Origin of the sequence: Vibrio rarus (genome assembly GCF_024347075.1) — a bacterium.
Classification (GTDB): domain Bacteria; phylum Pseudomonadota; class Gammaproteobacteria; order Enterobacterales; family Vibrionaceae; genus Vibrio; species Vibrio rarus.
Genome location: NZ_AP024900.1, coordinates 919351 through 941657 on the forward strand (window position 1 = coordinate 919351; position 22307 = coordinate 941657).

Annotated in this window: 18 protein-coding genes and 1 pseudogene; 14 read left to right on the forward strand and 5 right to left on the reverse strand. The window is 42.0% G+C overall.

The window, feature by feature from the left end; translation table 11 throughout:
- Window positions 1-141 precede the first annotated feature (141 nt).
- The gene (locus OCU56_RS04380) at window positions 142-1557 is read right to left on the reverse strand and encodes a DEAD/DEAH box helicase (RefSeq protein ID WP_261874320.1); all 1416 of its coding nucleotides are present in this window, start codon (window positions 1555-1557) and stop codon (window positions 142-144) included.
- Window positions 1554-2096: a hypothetical protein gene (locus tag OCU56_RS04385; RefSeq protein ID WP_261874321.1), complete on the reverse strand. Its 543-nt coding sequence runs from the start codon at window positions 2094-2096 to the stop codon at window positions 1554-1556. The genes OCU56_RS04380 and OCU56_RS04385 overlap by 4 nt, the downstream gene beginning before the upstream one ends.
- A 101-nt stretch (window positions 2097-2197) precedes the next feature.
- Between OCU56_RS04385 and OCU56_RS04390 the strand changes: the two genes are divergently transcribed.
- Window positions 2198-2410 (forward strand): helix-turn-helix domain-containing protein, encoded by a 213-nt coding sequence (locus OCU56_RS04390; protein WP_261874322.1) that lies wholly within the window; start codon window positions 2198-2200, stop codon window positions 2408-2410.
- A 22-nt stretch (window positions 2411-2432) separates the two neighbouring features.
- Here OCU56_RS04390 and OCU56_RS04395 read toward each other — a convergent pair whose 3' ends face one another.
- Window positions 2433-2993 (reverse strand): recombinase family protein, encoded by a 561-nt coding sequence (locus tag OCU56_RS04395; RefSeq protein WP_261874323.1) that lies wholly within the window; start codon window positions 2991-2993, stop codon window positions 2433-2435.
- A gap of 174 nt (window positions 2994-3167) precedes the next feature.
- Here OCU56_RS04395 and OCU56_RS04400 point away from each other — a divergent pair, with 174 nt between their 5' ends.
- Window positions 3168-3875 (forward strand): hypothetical protein, encoded by a 708-nt coding sequence (locus OCU56_RS04400; protein ID WP_261874324.1) that lies wholly within the window; start codon window positions 3168-3170, stop codon window positions 3873-3875.
- 43 nt (window positions 3876-3918) lie between these two features.
- Window positions 3919-4626, forward strand: coding sequence for a hypothetical protein (locus tag OCU56_RS04405; RefSeq protein ID WP_261874325.1), 708 nt, complete (start codon window positions 3919-3921; stop codon window positions 4624-4626).
- A 79-nt stretch (window positions 4627-4705) separates the two neighbouring features.
- Here the strand turns inward: OCU56_RS04405 and OCU56_RS04410 are convergent, their stop codons facing one another.
- Window positions 4706-4846: a hypothetical protein gene (locus OCU56_RS04410; protein WP_017038671.1), complete on the reverse strand. Its 141-nt coding sequence runs from the start codon at window positions 4844-4846 to the stop codon at window positions 4706-4708.
- A gap of 221 nt (window positions 4847-5067) precedes the next feature.
- Here OCU56_RS04410 and OCU56_RS04415 point away from each other — a divergent pair, with 221 nt between their 5' ends.
- The 9 genes and pseudogenes from OCU56_RS04415 (at window position 5068) to OCU56_RS04460 (ending at window position 18502) form a co-directional block, all read left to right on the forward strand.
- Entirely contained in the window at window positions 5068-6162 is a 1095-nt protein-coding gene (locus OCU56_RS04415) for a hypothetical protein (RefSeq protein ID WP_261874326.1), read from the forward strand.
- 679 nt (window positions 6163-6841) lie between these two features.
- The gene (gene hsdR, locus OCU56_RS04420; RefSeq protein ID WP_261874327.1) at window positions 6842-9283 is read left to right on the forward strand and encodes an EcoAI/FtnUII family type I restriction enzme subunit R; all 2442 of its coding nucleotides are present in this window, start codon (window positions 6842-6844) and stop codon (window positions 9281-9283) included.
- A gap of 279 nt (window positions 9284-9562) precedes the next feature.
- Window positions 9563-10552 carry an Abi family protein gene (locus OCU56_RS04425; protein ID WP_261874328.1) on the forward strand — a complete coding sequence of 330 codons (990 nt, stop codon included), beginning with the start codon at window positions 9563-9565 and terminating at the stop codon, window positions 10550-10552.
- An 88-nt stretch (window positions 10553-10640) separates the two neighbouring features.
- Complete coding sequence (locus OCU56_RS04430) at window positions 10641-12128, forward strand: type I restriction-modification system subunit M (protein ID WP_261874329.1); 1488 nt, start codon at window positions 10641-10643, stop codon at window positions 12126-12128.
- Window positions 12128-13888 carry a restriction endonuclease subunit S gene (locus tag OCU56_RS04435; RefSeq protein WP_261874330.1) on the forward strand — a complete coding sequence of 587 codons (1761 nt, stop codon included), beginning with the start codon at window positions 12128-12130 and terminating at the stop codon, window positions 13886-13888. The genes OCU56_RS04430 and OCU56_RS04435 overlap by 1 nt, the downstream gene beginning before the upstream one ends.
- Before the next feature lie 2 nt (window positions 13889-13890).
- A complete protein-coding gene (locus OCU56_RS04440; protein WP_261874331.1) occupies window positions 13891-15237 on the forward strand; it encodes a DUF262 domain-containing protein in 1347 nt (448 codons plus the stop codon).
- Window positions 15230-17233 carry a DUF262 domain-containing protein gene (locus tag OCU56_RS04445; RefSeq protein WP_390904854.1) on the forward strand — a complete coding sequence of 668 codons (2004 nt, stop codon included), beginning with the start codon at window positions 15230-15232 and terminating at the stop codon, window positions 17231-17233. Before OCU56_RS04440 ends, OCU56_RS04445 begins: the two co-directional genes overlap by 8 nt.
- Window positions 17170-17471 (forward strand): annotated as a pseudogene (locus OCU56_RS04450) (IS3 family transposase); the annotation flags it as partial. The gene OCU56_RS04445 and the pseudogene OCU56_RS04450, both read left to right, overlap by 64 nt.
- A gap of 215 nt (window positions 17472-17686) precedes the next feature.
- Complete coding sequence (locus OCU56_RS04460) at window positions 17687-18502, forward strand: hypothetical protein (RefSeq protein WP_261874332.1); 816 nt, start codon at window positions 17687-17689, stop codon at window positions 18500-18502.
- Between the two features lie 411 nt (window positions 18503-18913).
- Here the strand turns inward: OCU56_RS04460 and OCU56_RS04465 are convergent, their stop codons facing one another.
- On the reverse strand, window positions 18914-19969 hold the full coding sequence (locus tag OCU56_RS04465; protein ID WP_261874333.1) for a DUF1254 domain-containing protein: 1056 nt from the start codon (window positions 19967-19969) through the stop codon (window positions 18914-18916).
- Window positions 19970-20371: 402 nt separating this feature from the next.
- Between OCU56_RS04465 and OCU56_RS04470 the strand changes: the two genes are divergently transcribed.
- Both OCU56_RS04470 and OCU56_RS04475 read left to right on the forward strand, forming a co-directional pair.
- The gene (locus OCU56_RS04470; RefSeq protein WP_261874334.1) at window positions 20372-21340 is read left to right on the forward strand and encodes an AAA family ATPase; all 969 of its coding nucleotides are present in this window, start codon (window positions 20372-20374) and stop codon (window positions 21338-21340) included.
- 14 nt (window positions 21341-21354) lie between these two features.
- Window positions 21355-22287 (forward strand): DUF58 domain-containing protein, encoded by a 933-nt coding sequence (locus OCU56_RS04475; RefSeq protein ID WP_261874335.1) that lies wholly within the window; start codon window positions 21355-21357, stop codon window positions 22285-22287.
- The last annotated feature ends 20 nt before the right edge of the window (window positions 22288-22307 follow it).

The window sequence follows — 22307 nt, forward strand, 5'->3', positions numbered from 1 at the left end:
ATTTAATCAGCACCTAACCTAATCTTATAGCTAGCTTTGTCATCTATAGTTATTCATATTTTACTAATTTAGCAAAGGTACTGAGAAATAATTGTCCAAAAATGAGTTGAAGGGTCTGCGCAATTTCTATGAATTTTCGATTCATGGATTTTGAAAGCGGAACACATCAACAATTTGCTGTCTAAAATCACCCACTACGTCGAAGTAGTGGCAATGTTCTTCAAAGCTGTGCTTAGACAAGGTCTCTACTTTTCGTTCAGATTTAGTTGATTGTGTTTGGCCCCATGAAATCTGAGTGCTTGAACCTTTTATGCTTGAGTAGTTTGGTGTCCGCGTGTTGTGAGTTTCTGGAAATTCAGGGCTGTTATTAGGCATGAGCTCTCGAAAGACGACATCGTTCAAAGGGATCTCCTCTGCGACTCGGCTTGCATAAGTCACTAAACTGGGCTCGGCAAAAGTATATAACCACGCTTCTTGGTTTATCCCTTTGTTCATCCTTAGAATACGCCCTAAGACTTGCCTGAAGTATAGCTCAGTCTTAACTTTACTAAGGTGGCAACACACTTGAAGCCTAGGGATATCTGTTCCTTCGCTAATCATTCCAACACTCACTACCCAATCGGAATCGCTGCTTCTGAAATCATCGATGATCCCTGACGGGTCGTCATGCTTGTAAGTGACAAGAACCGCCTTTTTATTAAACTCTTCGGAAAGCATAGTATGTATTCTTATCGCGTGTTCAACGGATGCCGCCACAACTAATCCTGCGGCGTTTGGTTTCTTTTCCTGAATAGCATCTAGCTTTTTTAAACCTAATTTTATCAGGTATCTTATGCAGGTATCGTCGGTAATGATGCTTTGATAATAGCCAAAAGGTTCATCCAGATATTCACGTATGGATGAGAAGTGGCGAGTTTCTGAGTCGTTAGATTTTGCAGTGATCATTTCGTTGTCGACTAAGACAATACTGGGTAAGCGACATACTTTATCTTTAACCGCTTGGCTTAACCCATAAACGTAGTTGCATTCGATTTCAGTTGTATCGATGTTGTAGCTTGATAGGCTTACCGGTGCTTTATCAGAACGCCATGGTGTGCCGGTTAATGAAAGCGTGTATCGAGCATGGGATTGTATGTGTTGAATGATTTTCTCACCCCATGCGTTCGCTTCTGTCATGTTGAGCCCCGCGCAATGATGAATTTCATCAACGACAACCAGGACTCGGTGAGTTTGTAGCAAAGACCAAAAGTAGTCATCAAAGTACTGCAAACCTTGATAGGTATACGAGGCACCTAACGCTCCAATCGCGCCATCAAAACGGCAGTTTAGGTGATTCTTAAAGGTGTAAGCTAACCCCAGCGATATGGCGGTTGATGGTGAAAAGCAAAGGACAAAGTCGATAGCTTTTTGTTTAAATAGCTGAGAGGCAACCTCTGCTGCCATGACAGACTTTCCAGCCCCAGGCGTTGCAAGGCAGAGGAAGTGAGATTGACCTTGCTGGTAGTGATGTAGGGCTAATTCAACGCATTCTGCTTGCCATTGGCGCAAAGCTATCATGATAGTGCTAATGCCATTTTAATGGCTCTTATCTGACCAACCAATTTCGAGCTTTGAATTTTGGTTTTGCTCCTTACATCATGCAAACCTTCTTTTAAATGAGGGAATTCAGAGCTAAGGCCTTGATACGTTTGAAACTCTTGTAAGCAGGCTAAAAAGTCACTTTCACATTGTTCTAGTCTTTCTTGAAGTACCGTTTTGGCCGAATTTGATTTGCATCCATGAGATCTACCATGGTTTTCGCTGACTTTGGTAGTGCTGTTGTGTTTCGTTAGTTCCCAGGTTGCTTTTGAAAACAGCTCAGTCTTTTGATACGTCGCTTTTTTGGTGCCTTTAACGCTTACTTTGCACAGTAGCTGTTTATTTACTAGGCGTAGGATATGTCGGTATACCAATCGTCTCGCTGCTGCTTTATCTAACGTGGAACCATCGAGAGCCAGGTACCGATCCCTAAGTTCTAATACAGAAAAATCATCAAGTTGATCCTCAATGAGAATTTGATGGAGAAACGGAATTAGATGAATTGGCTTACTGGACATTTTGTTTACCGAAATTTCGAGTGGGATTTTAAATGCGGATTATAGTCCGTGGCTTTATATGCCGCAAGTAAGGATAGTTTTCATTTTAACTTGGATTAAAAATGAAAGACTTAGCGGTTAAATTTGGCTCGAAATTACGTGAGGTACGCAAAGAAAAAGGCATATCTCAAGATAAACTCGCGTTGATTGCTGACATAGACAGAAGTTACGTTGGCCGCATTGAACGTGGTGAAGTGAATATTACGCTCGAAAAAGTGTATGGTTTGGCACAAGCCTTAGAATGCAATGTTGTTGATTTGCTGCCAGCGCCTTAGAGTAAAAGTGTATTCATACTATTCAAGAACCATTGCGGTTGTCGTTAAGTATCTTGTATACGCTGTTTCTTGAAATGCCTAGCACACTAGAGATCTGTGTAATTTTTTGATGCTCAGAATGCATACTGATGACTTGTTGCTTTATTGCGTTCGAGAGCGGTTTCCTACCTTTGTATTTTCCTGCGGCTTTTGCTGCCGCGATCCCTTCAAGTTGACGTTCTCTGCGAATGTTTAATTCAAACTCGGCAAAGACGGCCAACATATCGAGAAATGCTTTTCCAGATGCTGAATCTGTTGAGATAGGTTGTTCTAGAGCGCTCAGTAGAATTTGCTGCTCGTTAAAGGTTTTGACCATCTGTTGCAAATCTAGCACAGACCTAGCGATACGGTCGATTCGTGTAATAACGAGGGTGTCACCGGCCCTTAGGTATCCCATTAGGTCTACCAAACCTTGACGTTTGATGTCTGACCCTGTGGAAGTATCAGAGAAGATTTTTATACAACCTGCTTCCGTGAGTTTCTGAATCTGAAGATCTAATGATTGCTCTGTAGTGGAAACTCGTGCGTAGCCGACCTTGCTCATTGAATTTGCTCATTTAGCATCTAGACTTATTGAACATAGTGTCATTTAAAGTGTTTATCCACTCTAAATGAACATTATTGAGCTGCGATGAGTTTGTTGAATTAGGGTATACCTTAAATGAAAGCTCATAGCAGTATGTTGGAGGAGCCGTTCGTTTAGAAAAGAGGAAACGCCATGAACTTTCGAGATCCCGACTTAGTGCTGACTAAGCGTTTTCGTGGCGGGAAGAAGTCCTATTTTCAGGTGAATTCATTTGATACCGATTGGGTGTCTCTACAAGATATAGAGCATGGTGAATGCTTTTCCTTTAAACGAGCACAGTTAGAAAGCCACATTAACAGCGGCCTTCTTATCGCAACGGTCAAAAATAATGTTCCTGACGCTTTATTTATCAATGCCGTCAAAAAGAAAACAAAACCTGCAGCCGTTGGCAAGAAAGCGGAAATTGAAGCTGAAGTCGACCGTAGGTATTTCTATGTTCGAAAGGTACTTGATTCTGATCTCCCCGTATTATCAGCAACTCGATTAACCCCGTGGATAAGCGAGGTGGCTGAAGAAATCAAAGATATGTCCCCTCCATCCTATAAAACACTCCTCAGATGGCTCAAAGCGTTTAATGAATCAGGATGGAAAAAGGCGTCGCTGCTGCCGCGTCATCATAGTAAAGGTAATCACTCCAATCGATTAGCTCCTGAAGTGGATCGGTTATTAACTGAGGTCGTCACTAAGCATGCTAGATTTTCAGCTAGAGTGAACATTGGAAAAGCACATCGAGATTTTATTGAGCGAATGCAGCTGTTGAATGATCACCGACGTGACGAAGGACTACCGGCACTTACTCCAAGTAGCTATGAAACGACATTACAGCGTTTCAGAAAGTGACCGCCTGAAATTTAGTTTTTATTGCCCTAGAACGAGATGAATAATGAACTTTAGAGACCCGAATCTTATTCTTGTGAAACGCTACCGAGGCGGTAAGTGTTCCCACTATCAAGTGAGTGCTGTGACTCGAAGTGAAATTACCATCAAAGACATCGAGCATGGTGGGCACTTTTCCTTTGCAACAGACCAATTAGAATCCCATATACAAAAAGGGCTGTTGGTTGCTGTTACTAAAGAGACTCTCCCCGAAACTGTATTTATTACCCCTGTAGGCAAAAAGGCTAAGTCCCAGAAAACGAATCGAGAATTGGAATACGCGAAAGTAATGGAAAGGCGCTACGCGTATGTAAGGGGAGTATTGGACTCTGATGTTCCCGCGTATACCCAAAAGCGACTGGTTCCGTGGCTGGCTACATTTTCTGAAACTATTGAGGATTCTAATCCACCAAGCTGGCGAACGTTAGCAGAGTGGGTCAGTGTATACGTGAAATCGGGTTGGCAAAAGAAAGCGTTGAAACCCGCTCATGGGCGCAAGGGTAATCGGAGCCATTATATTGATGACGAAGTTGAAAGGCTCTTGCGACGCGTAGTAAGGGGTTATTCATTAAGGCAAATCAGAGTGAATTACACGCAAGCACATAATGATTTCTTGAAGCTTGTAGAAACGCTCAATCAATCAAGAGTTAAACAAGGATTGAAACCAGTTAAAGCGAGCAGCTATCGCACGACGGTTAACCGGTTTCAGCGTTAATCTAGTCAGATTTAGAGTCAGTAAATCTAAAACGCTAGCAGCAAATAATACAACTGAGGTTGAGCTTTAGTTGTATTAATCAATCTTCGTCTTCGTAATCCCCAGCATATTCATCATTATTAGGGTTTAACTGATCGGAATGGTTATCTAGGCTATCCCAATATGCGTCATTGTTCGGATTCATACTGTCGCTGCGATCGTCGTTGGATGTTCTACCCATGGTTATTCTCCTTTGTTTCGCTTGTTGTGTTGAATTTGTTTTCCGCGATTCCCATGCACCTGGTCGTATTGTTTGTTCGTACCATTGGTGCCTTTGTTGGCATTAGGCATATTGGAGGAATTATCCTGTGGTTTTGTTAGTGCCATCACTTTGTCCTTTGTTTAGGTTCGATAGTATTCTCTTATCAATCAGAGTCGAAAAAAGGGACATTTGGCTGAAATATGTTTAATGCAGAGTGCAACCGTGGAATATTGTTTAATCACTTACCAAAACTACTGCTTATAGCCTCAAAGGTTGTTGAATCTGACTCAGATTTGCTGGTTAAAATGGCGAGAGCGATAAAACATGATTCCAATATCACTCACGATCATCAGTTTTTCCGAAAATTCCGAACTAATGGTCTGGATATGGATTCAGTGGTTAGCTATTTTGGTAGTAGTTTTGTAGAAAGGGCGCAATCATTGTGTAGTGGTATTGAACCAGCACATATGGGAGCTTGGGTATGTGTGAAAGGAACCATTGATGGTTATCGTAATGGATGGCAAGAGAGCCATGAGTTAGCTAAATATTGGTCTTTTCTTGATGCACACTTTGACCTTGAATATCAATTTATAAAGCAAAATGCACAAACCAATAATGTTGAGAATCTTGTTCCTTATCTTAGGAAATGGTTTCTAGTCCATAATTTTGAGGCAAAATCCCCCACAGCGCAGTCCGTTTATGAGTATATTATTCATATGGTTATGTATTGGGGTGCATTGTTTGAGCTTTACTTGGAGCTTGATAATGAGTCACAGGAACACTCTATTTTGAGTAAATGTTTACCAAACAGCATGCCTAATTCTAAAGGCATAATGTTTTACCCGTCAGGGGAACTATTACTACAAAATGTTAAACAAGGCTGGGCGAAAGATCGTTATCAAAAAAGCGATATCAAATGGAGCGAACTTTACCGTGATGTCTTGAAAGCACGGCGTGATGATCCTGATTTAGTCATCGAAATTGATGCTGTAGATCCTGAATTACAAACTATAAAACAACGCTTTTATCGTTGGAGAAAAGGCGGTCTAATTTCTTTAGATGAGGCTCGACGTTTTCTCGCAATTCTACGCTGTCCTTATGCTACAACCGAACACGCTTTTACTTTAAACAGCATATTCTTTGTGAATCTGTTTACGCATGTTCAGGTCGAATTGTTGAACGCGAAGATTGCTCCCAATAAGATCATTGAGGCGTTTAACCAATATCCTTCATTTAAGATGTTAGCGAGAAAACGTTATGATCAGTTCGTCATAACAGGGCAGTTAGAAGCTTAATCAGGCACGAGTGTGATGATGGAAGGCCGATTTCTGCGTGATATCGGATCAAAGAGCACACAATGAGTTGGATTAGTATGTAGTGAAATGATGCTACTGAAAATTAACTATTTTAATTCTAACAATTTCAATGGCTTGGAGGTGTCAGTATATAGAGTGCTATAAATTTATAAGTCCTTGCAAACATCAAATTCAAATCATATTAGAAATCATATCCTTTAAAATCAATAACCTATGTGTAGCCACATACGGTCATTCTTGCGTTGTTCGACCAATTTAGGCTTTGGCCTGAAAATAGGTACTAAACAATGCGATCTGCACTATCAATACTGAACACTAAGTTAACGATTCCAGGCTTTTTGGTTTGGTTCGGGACAAAGGTGCCTCAGCAAGGTTTATATCAATCAAGTATCTACTGGTAATGAGCAAATAAACGCCTTAAAGATAATGGTGTTCTTCTTAAGGCATCAGAATTATTGGTAATCAAATTAGTTGATAAATGAAGCTCAAAGTGTGCACATCTTATGCTTCGATAGTTATAACTTACTACGTCTAGGTGATTGTAAACAAAGAGTTATCGCAACATTCACCTAATCACACAGTCAATATTACACGCTCGGATTTATATTAGCTTTACGATATACTGATTAAAAATTGAGTCTCTCTACGAGTAACCTGAATGGTCAGCAGCATTAATAAAGCGAAGTTATCTGAAACCGACATTATTACCAAATTCATACTTCCCGCAATAAAAGATGCTGGTTGGGATGATATGACTCAGATTCGCCAAGAGGTGAAACTGCGTGATGGTAAAGTGATCGTTCGAGGTCAAGCTGCTGCACGTAAAAAAGTAAAATCAGCTGATATTGTGCTCTATCACAAACCAAGCATGCCACTTGCTGTCATTGAAGCAAAAGCGAATAAGCATGAGGTTGGCAAAGGGATGCAGCAGGGAATGGACTATGCAAGTCTTTTAGAGGTCCCGTTTGTTTTTGCATCCAATGGTGACGGTTTTATTTTCCGTGACCTAACCAATCCGACTCAGCTTGAAACGGAAATTCGTTTAGAGGACTTTCCAACACCTTTGCAGTTATGGGGAAAGTATTGTGCTTGGAAAGGTTTTAAAGAAGAGCACCTGCCAATTATCACACAAGATTATCATGATGATGGCAGTGGTAAATCACCGCGTTACTACCAACTTCAAGCTATCAACAAAACGGTAGAAGCCGTTGCCGCAGGCCAAGACAGAGCTTTACTGGTCATGGCTACAGGTACAGGTAAAACCTACACTGCATTTCAAATTATCTGGCGACTTTGGAAGGCCAAAGCTAAGAAGCGTATTCTGTTTCTTGCTGATCGTAATATATTGGTAGACCAAACTAAAACCAATGATTTTCAGCCGTTTGGCGCGGCGATGACTAAGATCACTGGTCGCAAAGTTGACCCTGCCTTTGAAGTTCATCTAGCCCTTTATCAAGCACTTACTGGGCCAGAAGAACAGCAAAAGGCTTACAAGCAAGTTGACCCTAACTTTTTTGATTTAATCATCATTGATGAGTGCCATCGTGGCAGCGCTTCAGAAGACAGCGCTTGGCGTGAAATTCTCGAATACTTTAGTAGCGCAACTCAAGTCGGTTTAACCGCAACACCAAAAGAGACGGATGAAGTTTCCAATATCGAGTACTTTGGTGACCCAATCTATACCTACTCTCTTAAAGAAGGTATTGAGGATGGCTTCTTAGCCCCCTACAAGGTCGTACGTGTCGACATTGATGTGGATGTTCAAGGTTGGCGACCCACGAAAGGTCAAACTGACAAAAATAATGAAATGATTGAAGACAGAATCTATAACCAAAAAGATTTTGATCGCACCCTCGTTATTGATGAGCGTACAGAACTTGTCGCACAAACCATTACCAATTATCTGAAACGTACCGACCCAATGGCCAAAACCATCGTGTTTTGTAATGATATTGATCATGCAGACCGGATGCGCCGTGCACTAGTCAACCTAAACCCAGAACAGGTTAGGAAGAACGATAAATATGTAATGAAGATAACAGGTGATGATGAAGCGGGTAAAGATCAGCTAGATAATTTCATCAACCCTAAGAAATCGTATCCTGTAATCGCAACGACTTCAGAGCTAATGACAACAGGGGTTGATGCCAAAACCTGCAAGTTAGTCGTGCTTGATCAAGGTATTCAATCGATGACCAAGTTTAAGCAAATTATTGGTCGAGGTACTCGTATTGATGATCGCTACGGCAAACTTTGGTTCACTATATTGGATTTCAAAAAAGCGACAGAGCTTTTTGCTGATGAACGTTTTGATGGCACACCAGAGCGGGTAAAAGTCACAACGCCAGAACAATTTGAAGATGACGAAGGTTTAGATGACATCATCGACGGTGTTGATGATGCTGACAATCCGTTCGGTGACGAAGACATTGATCCTGATTCAATTCAAGAGCCAGAAGTCACTTATGGCGATGATGTTGCAAACACCTCGGAAGGTACAGGCGCTGCAGATGATTGGGATGATGAGAACAGAGTTCGAAAATTTCATGTAAACGGAGTTCAAGTAAAAGCACTTGCTGAGCGTGTGCAATATTACGATTCAGACGGCAAGCTTGTAACTGAGTCATTCAAAGACTACACCCGTAAAACAATGGTGAAGCAGTTTTCATCTCTTGATGAGTTTACCAAGCGTTGGAATGAATCTGACCGCAAGCAGGCCATTATTGATGAACTAGCCGAATCCGGTATTCTATGGGAAGCGCTGGAAGATGAAGTGGGTAAAGAGATGGACCCATTTGATATGATTTGTCATGTCGTTTACGACCAACCGGCTTTAACCCGTAAAGAGCGCGCCGATAATGTGAAGAAACGTAACTACTTCACTAAATACGGAGATACAGCACAACATGTGTTGAACAACCTTCTTGATAAGTACGCTGACGAAGGTGTTCAAGAGATCGAAAACATTCACGTTCTTAAAGTGAAACCGTTCGATGAAATGGGAAGACCATTAGAAATCATTAAGAAAGGCTTTGGTGGTAAATCACAATATTTAGAGGCGGTGAATGAGCTAGAAGCAGCTATCTATCAATCTGCGTAATTTAGCTTACAAACTTCAATATCCCCCAAAAGACCCCATATGGTATTACGTTGGTTATTTATCACTACATGTAGTAGTTAAAGATGTATTAAGGCTTTTCTTGGGAACCTTTTATAAATGTTCAGTGTTGACTAGGGATCGATTATCCATAATACTTCATCGCAATAGTGCCCAGTCCCCTGTTTTTGAAGTTGTCTTAATCGATATCTTTGGAATCAAGGCTGGGCGTTCTCGTTTTTGGATGCCAAGAAATTTAAGCCTAAGGAACCCAGTATTGTAATGGCTCTTATCCCACCAAAAGAATTTAAACATTACGAAGAGCTTGTCAGTATATTGTCTCAGCGAGGTATGCTTATCAGCGACCGTGAGCGAGCTAAACGTAAGCTGGCTCAAGTCGGTTATTACCGACTGAGTGGATTCTGGTATCCTGCAAGAGTGATAGAACGAGATGAACAAGGGGCTGTTGTTGAGTGCCCTCATTTAAAGCGTCCTAAACGACATAATGATTTTGCACCAAACACCAAGTTTGAAGAGGTGTTTGACCTTTATTTACTGGATAAAAAACTTCGCATAGCAATGCTTGATGGATTAGAACGTATAGAGGTATTTGTTCGCAGTGTTATTGCCCATGAGCTTGGTCGCGGCAAACGTAAAGAGGCAGGAACAGGGCTCGATATTCCTGAACCATTAGCGTGGAAAGACTCTGAGTACATCAATGGTAAGTTTCTAAAACAACGTGCTCATAAACCAAGTGTGTGGGATGAGTGGCAAAACAAACACAGTAAATTAATCGAACGAAGCCGTGAAGATTGTATTGTGTGGCATAAGCGCAATAATAAAGAAATGCCATTTTGGGTGGTGATTGAAGCATGGGATTTTGGAACCATGTCCAAGTACTACGGTTTGTTGAATAATAAATATCGCCAAAGAATCTGCGCTCGTTTAGGGATCTCCAATAAAAGAGAAACAGATGTATTACAAGCATGGTTGATGGAAATGAACATCCTCAGAAACAGATGTGCCCACCATGCTCGAATTTGGAATCAACAATCGTCAAAACGACTCTCTTTGCCTTCACATGAAAAGTTTGATGATATTCGAGATAATCACAACACACTGACTCGCTTATATGGTGTTATTCGCGCCATGTGGTTTTTAATTGAGCAGATAGGCCCAAGTTCATGCTGGATGAAAGAGGTTGAATCTCTGATTAATGACTTACCTACAGTACCTGGCTGCCATAAATCCTCCATCGGGCTCCCTTCTTAATTCATTATATTGCCATGATTACCCTGAAAGTCAGGGCGGATTTACGCTATAATCCGCCCCAAATTTCAGTTGTTTAAAGTACACAATCATGTCTATCAGTTCAGTTATCAAATCCATTCAAGACATCATGCGTAAAGATGCCGGTGTTGACGGCGATGCACAGCGCCTTGGTCAAATGTCTTGGTTACTTTTTCTTAAAGTATTTGACGCTCAAGAAGAAGAGTTAGAGCTAGAGCTGGACAACTATAAATTCCCCATTCCTGAGCAATACTTATGGCGCAATTGGGCGCAAGATGCTGAAGGTATGACGGGGGATGAACTGCTTGAATTTGTTAATGATGATCTTTTCTACAAACTGAAAAACTTAACCGCACCAATAGATCTCAACCCTAGAGGCTTTGTAGTAAAAGGGGCATTTAGTGATGCCTTTAACTACATGAAAAATGGCACCTTACTGCGCCAAGTGATAAATAAGTTAAACGAAATTGACTTTACAGACTCTTCAGATCGTCATCTATTTGGTGATATTTATGAACAAATATTAAAAGATTTACAAAGCGCAGGAAACTCGGGTGAATTTTATACGCCAAGAGCCGTGACCCGCTTTATTGTGGATCGTCTAGACCCTAAGCTAGGGGAAACCATCATGGACCCTGCAACGGGCACGGGGGGCTTTTTAGCTTGCTCGTTTGACCATGTAAAGAACCACTATGTGAAAACCGCTGCCGATCACCAAGCGCTGCAACAGCAAATTCATGGTGTAGAGAAAAAACAACTGCCACATCTATTGTGTATCACCAACATGATGCTGCACGGCATTGAAGTGCCAGTACAAATCAAACACGGTAATACCCTCAATAAGCCTCTTTCTAGCTGGGACAGCAATATTAATGTGATTGCCACCAACCCTCCATTTGGTGGTACTGAAGAAGACGGTATTGAAAAGAACTTCCCCGCAGAGATGCAAACCCGAGAAACCGCAGACTTATTCTTACAACTGATTGTAGAAGTGCTAGATAAAGATGGGCGCGCAGGTGTGGTATTGCCAGACGGCACTTTGTTTGGTGAAGGTGTGAAAACCAAAATCAAAAAGATGCTGACTGAAGAGTGTAACCTGCACACCATAGTACGCTTACCAAATGGGGTATTTAACCCATACACAGGCATCAAAACCAACATTCTGTTTTTCACCAAAGGCAAGCCAACCAAAGACGTATGGTTCTACGAACACCCATACCCAGAAGGCGTGAAAAACTACAGCAAAACCAAACCAATGAAGTTTGAAGAGTTCCAGCAAGAGATCGATTGGTGGGGCAATGAAGAAGACGGTTTTGCAAGCCGCGTAGAAAATAATCACGCTTGGAAAGTGCCCATTGCCGATATTATCGAACGCAACTTTAACCTAGATATTAAAAACCCGTATCAAGGTGAAGTGATCAGTTACGATCCAAACGAACTACTTGATAGTTACCAGCAACAACAGCAACAGATCTCACAACTTCGCGATCAGCTGAAAGATATTTTAGGCGCTGCGCTGAAATCATCGGTAGATTCAACGTCTGGTGAGAGTAAATAATGAGTGTTGACCAATCACCTATGAACCAGTTGATCACCGATAATATCGATATTTGGACTTCAACCGTTAAAACCAAATCCGCTTCTGGGCGTGGTAGTAGCAAAAAGCGCGAGCTTTATGGTGTGAAGAAGCTGCGTGAGCTTATTTTGGAATTAGCCGTGCGTGGTAAGTTAGTGCCGCAAGACCCGACGGATGAACCTGCTTCGGTTTTGCTTGAACGCATCGCAGAAGAAAAAGCGCAGTTGGTGAAAGATAAGAAAATTAAGAAGCCTAAGAAACTATCTGAGATATCACCTGAAGATAAGTTATTTGATTTGCCTGAAGGGTGGTCATGGGAAAGGCTTGGCAATATCGGTGATACGAATATAGGTTTAACTTATTCACCAAAAGATGTGGGAGATACTGGAACTCCTGTGCTTCGTTCAGCAAATATACAAAAGAATCGTATTGATCTTAAAGAGCTTGTTAGAGTTAACACAGAAGTCAAAAACTCAGCATATGTTAGTCGAGGAGATCTACTAATTTGTGCTCGAAATGGTAGTAAAGCTCTTGTTGGTAAGACAGCGAAAATTGGTGACCTAAATGAACCTATGGCTTTTGGTGCGTTTATGGCGATTTTTCGAAGCCAAATTAATAGCTATGTGGAAGTTTTTTTAAACTCTCCAGTTTACAGAAGGAATTTGGACGGAGTTTCTACCACTACTATTAATCAAATAACACAATCAAACTTAAGAGCGACATTGTGTGCAGTTCCCCCTTATTCCGAACAACACCGCATCGTCGCCAAAGTCGATGAACTTATGACACTTTGCGACCAACTAGAGCAGCAAACCGAAGCCAGTATTGAAGCGCATCAACTGTTAGTGACAACATTATTAGACACGCTAACCAACTCTGCTGATACCGACGAACTAATGCAAAATTGGGCAAGAATCAGCGAGCACTTCGATACCTTATTCACCACCGAAGCGAGCATCGACCAGCTAAAACAAACCATCCTGCAATTGGCAGTAATGGGAAAGCTTGTCCCACAAGACCCAACCGATGAACCTGCCGCAAAGCTGCTTGAGCGTGTTGCAATCGAGAAAGCGCAGTTAATCAAAGATAAGAAAATCAAAAAACAAAAAGCACTGCCGCCGATTTCTGATGATGAAAAGCCGTTTGAGTTACCTAGTGGGTGGGAGTGGTGTCGTTTTGGAGATTTGTGCAAGTTAGTAACGAGTGGCTCTAGAGGTTGGAAAGCATTTTATGCTAACACTGGCGCTACGTTTATACGTTCTCAAGATATTAAGTATGATCGTGTAGAGTTTGATGAGCGAGCATACGTACAGCTTCCTAAGTCTACAGAAGGTAAAAGAACAAGAGTGGATGTTGGAAACCTTTTAATGACGATTACTGGTGCAAATGTAGCTAAAGTTGCTGTTGTAGAAGAACAAATGGAAGAGGCTTATGTCAGTCAACATGTTGCTTTGATTAAGTTAATTGATAGTGCGTTAATTGATTATCTACATGTATGGCTTACAGGCTCGATGGGCGGAAGAGGATTACTTTTACAAAGTAGTTATGGAGCAAAGCCAGGATTAAACCTTCAAAATATTAATGAACTATTAGTTCCACTAGCACCTATTCTTGAGCTTAACAGGGTCGTTTTTAAGGTTAGAGAATTACTGATAATTTGCGAACAACTTAAAGGTAGTTTAAAAGAGTCTCAAACCACTCAATTATACCTAACGGACGCTATTGTTGAGCAGGTGGTGTAACCGTGGCAATTGTCTTCAATCAGCCTCAAGCTATTGCACAGTTGTTGGAGAAAAAACTCACAATTCCTGAGTACCAACGCCCATACAAGTGGCAACCTAAGCACGTTAATCAGTTGTTTGATGACATCTTTAACCACCGCACCAAGCCATGCTATCGGCTTGGTACGGTGGTTCTGCATCAAGATAAAGACTCAAAGACCGAACAAGAAAAGAACGCACTCAATATTGTTGATGGTCAGCAACGCCTGCTTACCCTAACGCTACTTTGCACCATTTTGGATGGAGAAGAGAAAACCATCTCATCAACTCTTCTTGAGCACAAATTTGAGTCCTCGGTCAGTATCGAAAATCTTAAAAATAATGCACAAGTTATCTCTGAGCGAGTAGCAAGCCTACCAGCCACAGAAAAACAGGAACTGCTCAATTTCGTCCTTAACAAGTGTGAACTTATCGAAGTAACGCTCGATGATTTAAGTGAAGCTTTCCAGTTCTTCGACTCTCAAAATGCTCGTGGTAAAGCGCTTGCCCCTCATGATCTGCTCAAGGCTTACCATCTACGTGAAATGATGGACTCGACAGAGCAAACAGAGAGGTTGCACCATGTACGCTTGTGGGAGCAGGGCGTAAACCCAGATGATGACTCTGCGAACTTGCACACCATCATGGGAGAGTTTTTGTTCCGTATGCGCCGTTGGGTTGATGGTGACTACGGCATACAGTTTAGTCGCCATAACATCGATGTATTTAAAGGCATTAACCTAGAAAACACTCAGTACGCCTATGTGGACTCTATGCTTGCGCTCGATTATGCGATTGAAACCTTTAATGCCGATCCTGCACGTAAATGGGACAAACAAACCAAGGGCTATCCGTTCCAAGTGGATCAAGTGATGATCAACGGGAAGCGCTTCTTTGAATATATTCAGCACTACATGGCAATTCATTCAACCTTGTTTGTCGGCAATGATGCAGTGTTAAAGTCATTTGTGGACGACTACACCAAATACGACAACAGTCACCGTAAAGGCGATAGTTATGTACGAAACCTATTTTTGTGTGCGGTGATGTACTACTACGACAAATTCGGTGATGTGGAGTTAGAGAAAGCCGCACAGATTTGTTATCGCTGGAGTTATTTCCTTCGTCTTGAGTTGCAACGTATCGGTATGGAGTCGGTAGATAACCATGCTAAGGATCGTAGTGGGCTGTTCAAAGCAATCAGCAAAGCCGTTCACCCTCAACAGGTGTTAAATTTTCAGCCTCCTTACATTCAAGAGCCTAAGTTCAAGAACGCGAAGGACGTGCAGGCATCTATTGAAGCAATGAAATCGGGAAGTGTAAATGAGTGATTCAAACCAAGTAGAGCAGTTATCCGTTAGAGCACTTTTCGACCGCAAAACCCAATATGTGATTCCTATCTATCAGCGGAACTACGCTTGGGGCGCGACAGAGATTGAACAGCTTATCCAAGATATCAGTGACGCCGCAGGGCTTATTACTCAATCTGACGAAACCGCTACCGTTAAACAAGCCAAGTATTATCTTGGTAGCCTTGTGGTTTATCAGCGCACAACGCATTCACACCAATCTAATGTGGTATACGAAACCATTGATGGACAGCAAAGACATACAACGCTCTCTATCTTGTTGGCGTACCTCAAACATCGTAGTGTGCTCGCAGAGAATGAGCTAGAAGGGTTAGACATTAATCTCACCTTTGATAGTCGTCCAAAATCCTCCAGAGCATTAGATGACATCTATACAGGTAGAACTAATGGCGAGTCAGAAGAGCCTAATATTCATGCTGCCTTCAACATCATCAAGCGCTACTTCAAAACCAAAGGATTAGATACACAGGCGAAAACTAAGCAGTTCTTTGGGTATCTATTAGAAAGCGTCACCATCCTTAGAGTCGTCGTGCCACCACAAACCGATCTTAACCACTACTTTGAGATCATGAATAACCGTGGTGAGCAGCTAGAAAAGCATGAAGTTTTGAAAGCGAAGTTTATGGCTACCCTCGATAATGATGAGGAGAGAGGCAGCTTTTCCACTGTTTGGGACGCTTGTGCGAATATGACGCGCTATACCCAAATGGGCTTCCAATCGGACTTACGAAAAGAGGTATTCGGCTCAGATTGGCAGACAATGCCAATAAGCTTTGAAGCTATTCAAGAAAAGCACACGAGCAAGCAGCAAAAAGAAGATGCAATGACTCTGCGAGAAATCATCAGTGCTAAGGCATCTCGCTCAAATACTGACGATGAAGAGCGAGAGAAAGAAGAGCGCTTTGGTTCGGTTATCGACTTCTCAAATTTCTTACTTCATGTATTAAAACTGATGAAGACAGAAGAGAACGTTTCGCTTGATGATAAGAAGCTGATCGATTCATTTATTTCAAAAAATGATGGATTACGAGTTGGTGCCAAAGCTTTTGTCTATGAGTTGCTTAGGTATCGAATTCTATTTGATAGCTACGTAATTAAGCCTGATCAACACGATGAAAAGCGTAAGTGGAGCCTACAAAAACTCATAACTAATACGAGCGGTACTAGCACAAGCCCTAGTTATAATAACGCCTTTGGTAAAGACCAAGACTCACTAAACGAAAATCTGCGCATGATATTGGCAATGTTCCATGTATCGAACCCAGCATTGGTATATAAGCGTTGGTTAAATGATGCTCTACGGATATCTAACGACCTTGCTACAGAAGACCGATTGGAAGTTGATGGTATTTCGTACTTAGCTGCACTTGAAAAGCAGAGTGACAAGTATTTTGATGAGATCTGCGAAGGTTCTCAGCTTGAGTTTTCAGAGAATAATGTCGGTGTGTTACATCAGGGAACTGGGGTGCAAAACTTTGTTTTCAACCGTTTAGACTACCTATTGTGGAAGCTTCTCTCAAACAATGAATTGTTTGATGGCATAGGTAAAAAAGAACTTGGAAAGCACTTTGACGATTTCCAGTTTTCATTTCGAACCTCTGTTGAGCATTACTTCCCGCAAACTGACCCATCTGGTGCGAGCAAGATGCAAGACGTAGATCGCTTTGGCAATCTTTGCCTTATTTCACCAAGCAGCAATTCAAGGCTTAGTAATTATTCGCCGCAAGATAAGAAGAAGTTCTATCAAGAGAACAATCGTGCCGAGAGTTTAAAGCAAGCCATCATGATGAGCTATAAGGACTGGGGACCAAATGAGCAGGGATACAAAAACATTAAAATCCATGAGGTTCAAATGATTAAAGTCTTGCAAGGGGAATTAAGTAGTAATGATCCGCACCAGCAGCAAGACAACTCTCGTTACATGAATCTCAGATCTACGGTTGGCGAAAAGCCATAGAGAAGAATTCTAGTATTAGCCAACGAGAACAAGAATTGGCCGTTGAAGTCGCTAAGCTAAAGAGGCAGTTGGCAGAGCAAGCAGAAGAGCTAGAAATAGTAAAAAAGGCCGCTACCTACTTCGCGAAAAATCTAAAGTAAATTGCTATGAATTTATGCTCGAACACCTGCTGAGTTTCAGTATTTCCCGTATGGCTAAGGTGTTCAGAGTTTCTCGAAGTGGGTTTTATTATTGGCTTCTGATTACTCCTGCGCGTCCGCTAAACTACGATAGTTGCTGACGGAGACCCATTCTGTTTTTAAGCTTCTAAAGATGCATTCTATGGGGTGTTTTTCCAACAATTCCCCTTACGAGATAAGCTTTATTTTTGCTGTCACCTAATGGCAATTTTTAGTCGTTCGACTCATCTATTATTGCCACATCGACACCATATTCTGCATCAATGAGGTTTTCATGTTTTCAAGAGCTCTAGTTTCTAGTTTACTTTTTTGCGCCGTTTCAATGCCTGTCATGGCAGAAACGGACAATAAACAACTTGCTGAAGAAGCGGCAAAGGAGCTTGCCAATCCGAATACTGCGTACGCCAGCTTAAATTTAAAACTTCAATATAATGGTGGCTACCGCGAGGGTGGGAGTAATATAACTACCGTATTCCAACCAACACTTCCATTCCCTTTGGATGGTGGTGATAAAATAATCTTTCGTCCTGCCATCTCGTATGTAGACAATGATTTTAATTCCGGTGGAAGTAAATCGGGAATGTCTGACATTTCTTTTGATCTAGCATACGCACCTAAGTTGTCTGCTGGTCATATCGGTGCTGTTGGTTTAATCGTATCACTTCCAACAGGCAGTGATGAATTGAGTTCAGGTCAACTTGCGATTGGTCCTGAGCTTCTAGTTGGAAAAGTAACTAAAGATCGCGTTTTTGGAGCGTTTCCAAATCATCTAATCGGTGTTTCTGATGTATCGGATGGTGAAAGTAGGATCAATAAGACTTCTGCTCAAATTTTTTATGTTGAGCTGCTTAAAGGAGGTTGGACCGTGGGTTCATCACCAACATTTACATATGATTGGGAAAAGGGTCAAGCTGAGATACCGCTCAATATCACGGTTACGAAGACGACAGTGATAGCAGGAAGGCCCTGGAAAATTGGCATTGAAGCAAACTACTACATAGAAAAAGATGAGAAAGTGCGACCAGACTTTATGATTGGTTTTAACATTACACCTGTCGTTGAAAATGGTTTAGCTAATTTCTTTAACTGATCAGATTTGAATTAAACCTTACCTAGCTTGGAGAGTGATAAAAGCGCACACGCTCTTACCTAATTGAGGTAGCGTTCAGTATATCTACCTACGGACTTATCAATAGAATGAATTCCTAAGTGACAGCTACTATTTGGCGGGGATAGATACTAACAGGAAATGATTAATTGGAAGATACCAAATTCTCTCTTTTTGTGTGGTTGCGCAACGACTCTTAAAAGCATAAATACACCAACGTTAATCTATGTTCTATTTTTGAATCTTAAATAATAGATTTTCCGTTAAACGGTTCTTTCCACATCAAAACACTATTAAGTTAAAGATTAGATAACAGCAACTAGACCCTATAAGAATGAAATGAGAAACAAAAATACCTCGCTATAAAGCAAGGTATTATTGAAAAATCATTGATTACTTCACCGCTTTTACATAAGGAAGTACTCGGTATCCATCACGAACTTTCTGGCTTGGGATGTAATGACGGAAAGCTAGGTTAAACGCACCTGAGTCATTTTCCGTTTTAATATTGTTTACAGCACTATTACCACATCCGAAGCTTAGTGTGTAAGTACCGTCTGCATTTTTATCAGCGGTATTTGAGCTTACGTTCGCCACATCATCGAACATGAAACCCTGTTTGTTGTAGACCGTTACCGACCAAAACGCCTGGTTCTTTGGATCTTCAAAAGTTACTTGATGACACGTATCTGTTGGGAAGTTCCCTGATATTTCATAGATATTATCTTCTAGCTGTGCGCCGCCCCAACCGACAGCCGCACCCACCGCGTACTTCTCTTTGGTAAACATCTCTTTTGACGCATCTTCAGGGCTGGTAAACATACCAAATGTCGCTTGAGCACCATCTCGTTTAAGTATGTGTGGCATTTCCATCTTGAGGTTTTTCTCTACCTCCTCAAACGATGTTTCATCCACTTGCATCGCCGTGAATTCGCCATCAGCTTTTGCATCAATACTCATCTGATCTTGGATTTTATGAACTTCATCCTTTGTAAACGTCGCGTCGGTACGAATGATGACATACACGTGATCACCACTATGAGTCGATAAATCAAAGGTACCTGAACCGTATTGCATTGGTTGTATGCGGTGGTCTTCTGTAATGACTTCCATCGACATATATTTGCCCTCTGGAATCTCAGGTAACGTAATGGTTGCACCCTTTGAGACATTCACCACTGCCATTGAATAGTAGGTGTCTCGGTTCATTCGAACCACATCCTGTTCATCTGTTGGTGTTAGCTCGCGTTTGTGTCGGAATGTATTCACGCCGACAAGTTCTTGGTTTTTCAAATATTGGCGTGATGTCTCGTAGATTGCGTAGTTATCTGTCGTCGTGACTTGACCGTCTGCATTGAAGAATTCTGTCAGGGTTGACACTTCCTCAGCAGCGTAAGAAGAAAGTGATACTGCGCTTAAACCTAAAACCACTAATGCTAATTTTTTCATTGTTGACCTCTAATAAAATCGATAACGCTAAATCAAACATCGTCCATTTTTTTTTTGTAGAAGCAGTTAATACGTTAACCGCTCAACTTATGAACAATGTTATCAAGTCAGCACACATTCACAAATGACACCGTCGCATAGCTGCAATGCACCAAAGTAATATCTAAACCTAATGTTTATGCTTGAATGATATGCAATCAATGCAGTAGCCTACTTATAGCTCACACAAATCACATTTCCAATGGCGGATATGTCAGAAATAAATATTCATCACCTTTGAGAAACGAATTTCCTATTACTCTTAGTGTAGATGTTCTTAAATAATTGCTTTTATTAGTAATATCTTTCTGCTCTATTCACGGAACCGTGTTCCACTAGAATAAATAGTCAATAGGTAAGCAAATGAACATAACTTTAGAATCAATATCACAACTAAAGCAACAGATGGAATCTTCAGTCATTGGCCAGCAACACATGGTCGACACCTTACTGGTTGCGCTACTGACAAACGGCAATGTACTGCTTGAGGGATTGCCCGGCACAGCGAAGACGCGATCCATTAAATCATTAGCCTCTGCCTTACAGGTTGACCTTGGTCGTGTTCAATTTACACCCGACCTTCTTCCTTCTGACGTGACCGGCACTGAGGTATACCAAGACGTAGATGGAAAACCGACGCTTACCTTCCAACCAGGTCCGGTTTTTAACAACCTGTTACTGGCTGATGAGATCAACCGATCGCCTGCAAAAGTGCAAGCCGCACTACTAGAAGCAATGGAAGAAAGGCAAATAACGGTGGCAGGAAAAACCTACCAACTGCCTGACCTTTTCATGGTGTTAGCGACACAAAACCCCGTTGAACAAGAAGGGACTTACCCACTGCCTGAAGCGCAAATGGACAGATTTATCATGAAAATAAATCTTGATTACCCTGATGCGGATGCCGAAGAGCAGATCATTAAGATGGTGCGCAGTGAGGAAAAGCCGGCAACAGAGAAACCCGCTCCCATCGATCCTCAATGCATATTTGATGCTCGTGAGCAGCTGCGCGACATTCATTGCAGCGACGCAGTTCTTAAATACATTGTCGCGATTGTGGTGGCGACGAGACAACCTGAGTTGTACCCCGACTCGCCGCTTTCCCAGTGGATCGGTGTTGGCTCTAGCCCGCGTGCAACCATCGCGCTAGATAAATGTTCAAGAGCGATGGCGTGGCTCAACGGGAAAGACTTTGTCGACCCAGAAGATGTTCGCCAAGTCGTTCATGGGGTTCTGCGTCACCGCCTGATTTTGTCTTATGATGCATTGGCTGAGGGCGTCAGTTCAGATCGTGTTATCGATGAGATTTTGTCTCAGGTTGCAGTAGCGTAGCGCGAGAGGTCACCATGGAAACGAAATCACCACTCGATCCAGAAATCTACACGGATTTAAAAGCACTGCGACTGTTAAAATACAAGGCGCATGGCTTTGACTTTCTACCTGCTCAACCAATCAACAGTGCGTTAACCGGTCGTCATGTGTCAAAGCTTCGTGGGCGTGGATTAAATTTTGAAGAGATGCGTCACTATCAGATTGGCGATGATATTCGAACCATGGACTGGAAAGTGACGATGAGAACGGGCAAGCCGCACGTTAAAATATTCTCTGAAGAGCGCGAGCGTAACGTTTATGTTTTGGTCGATCAGCGCACCAGCATGTTCTTTGGCAGCACAGGCCGAATGAAGTCTGTGGTTGCGGCAGAAATCGCAGCTTTGATCGCGTGGAAAGTCGTAGACAGTACCGATCGTATTGGTGCGATTGTTTATAACGACAGCACTGCACTGCCTATTTCACCACAACGCAGTGCCAATCACGTACTCAAAATACTCAGTGAGATTGCGAGTAAGAATCAGCAGCTCAAAGCGGGAAAGGCTCAAGACACGCAATCCAATTCGTTTTCCAAGCTGTTTCATCAGGCACAAAGGTTAGTAAAACATGATGGCCTAGTGATCTTGATTACCGACGGTTATGGCTACAACGAGCACAGCGAAGAACAAATAAAGGCATTGTGTCAGCACAACGATGTGGTGTTGTGCCATGTTACAGACCCACTGGAACATGATTTAGCCACGCTGAATAAAATGGTACTCAGCGATGGGCAATTGCAGTTATCGGTATCAGGACAGGAAGCGGAGTTACGCGAAGCGTTTGCCAAAGACGTAGTGCAGGCCATTGATAATTTCACGGCGGTGGCGAAGAAATACCGAATCCCGGTCTTGCCTTTTAACACCGTAGACCCCACCGATGTTCAGCTTAGAAAAGCACTCGGCGCCAGTTAACCCAACTGAGAATGCAGACA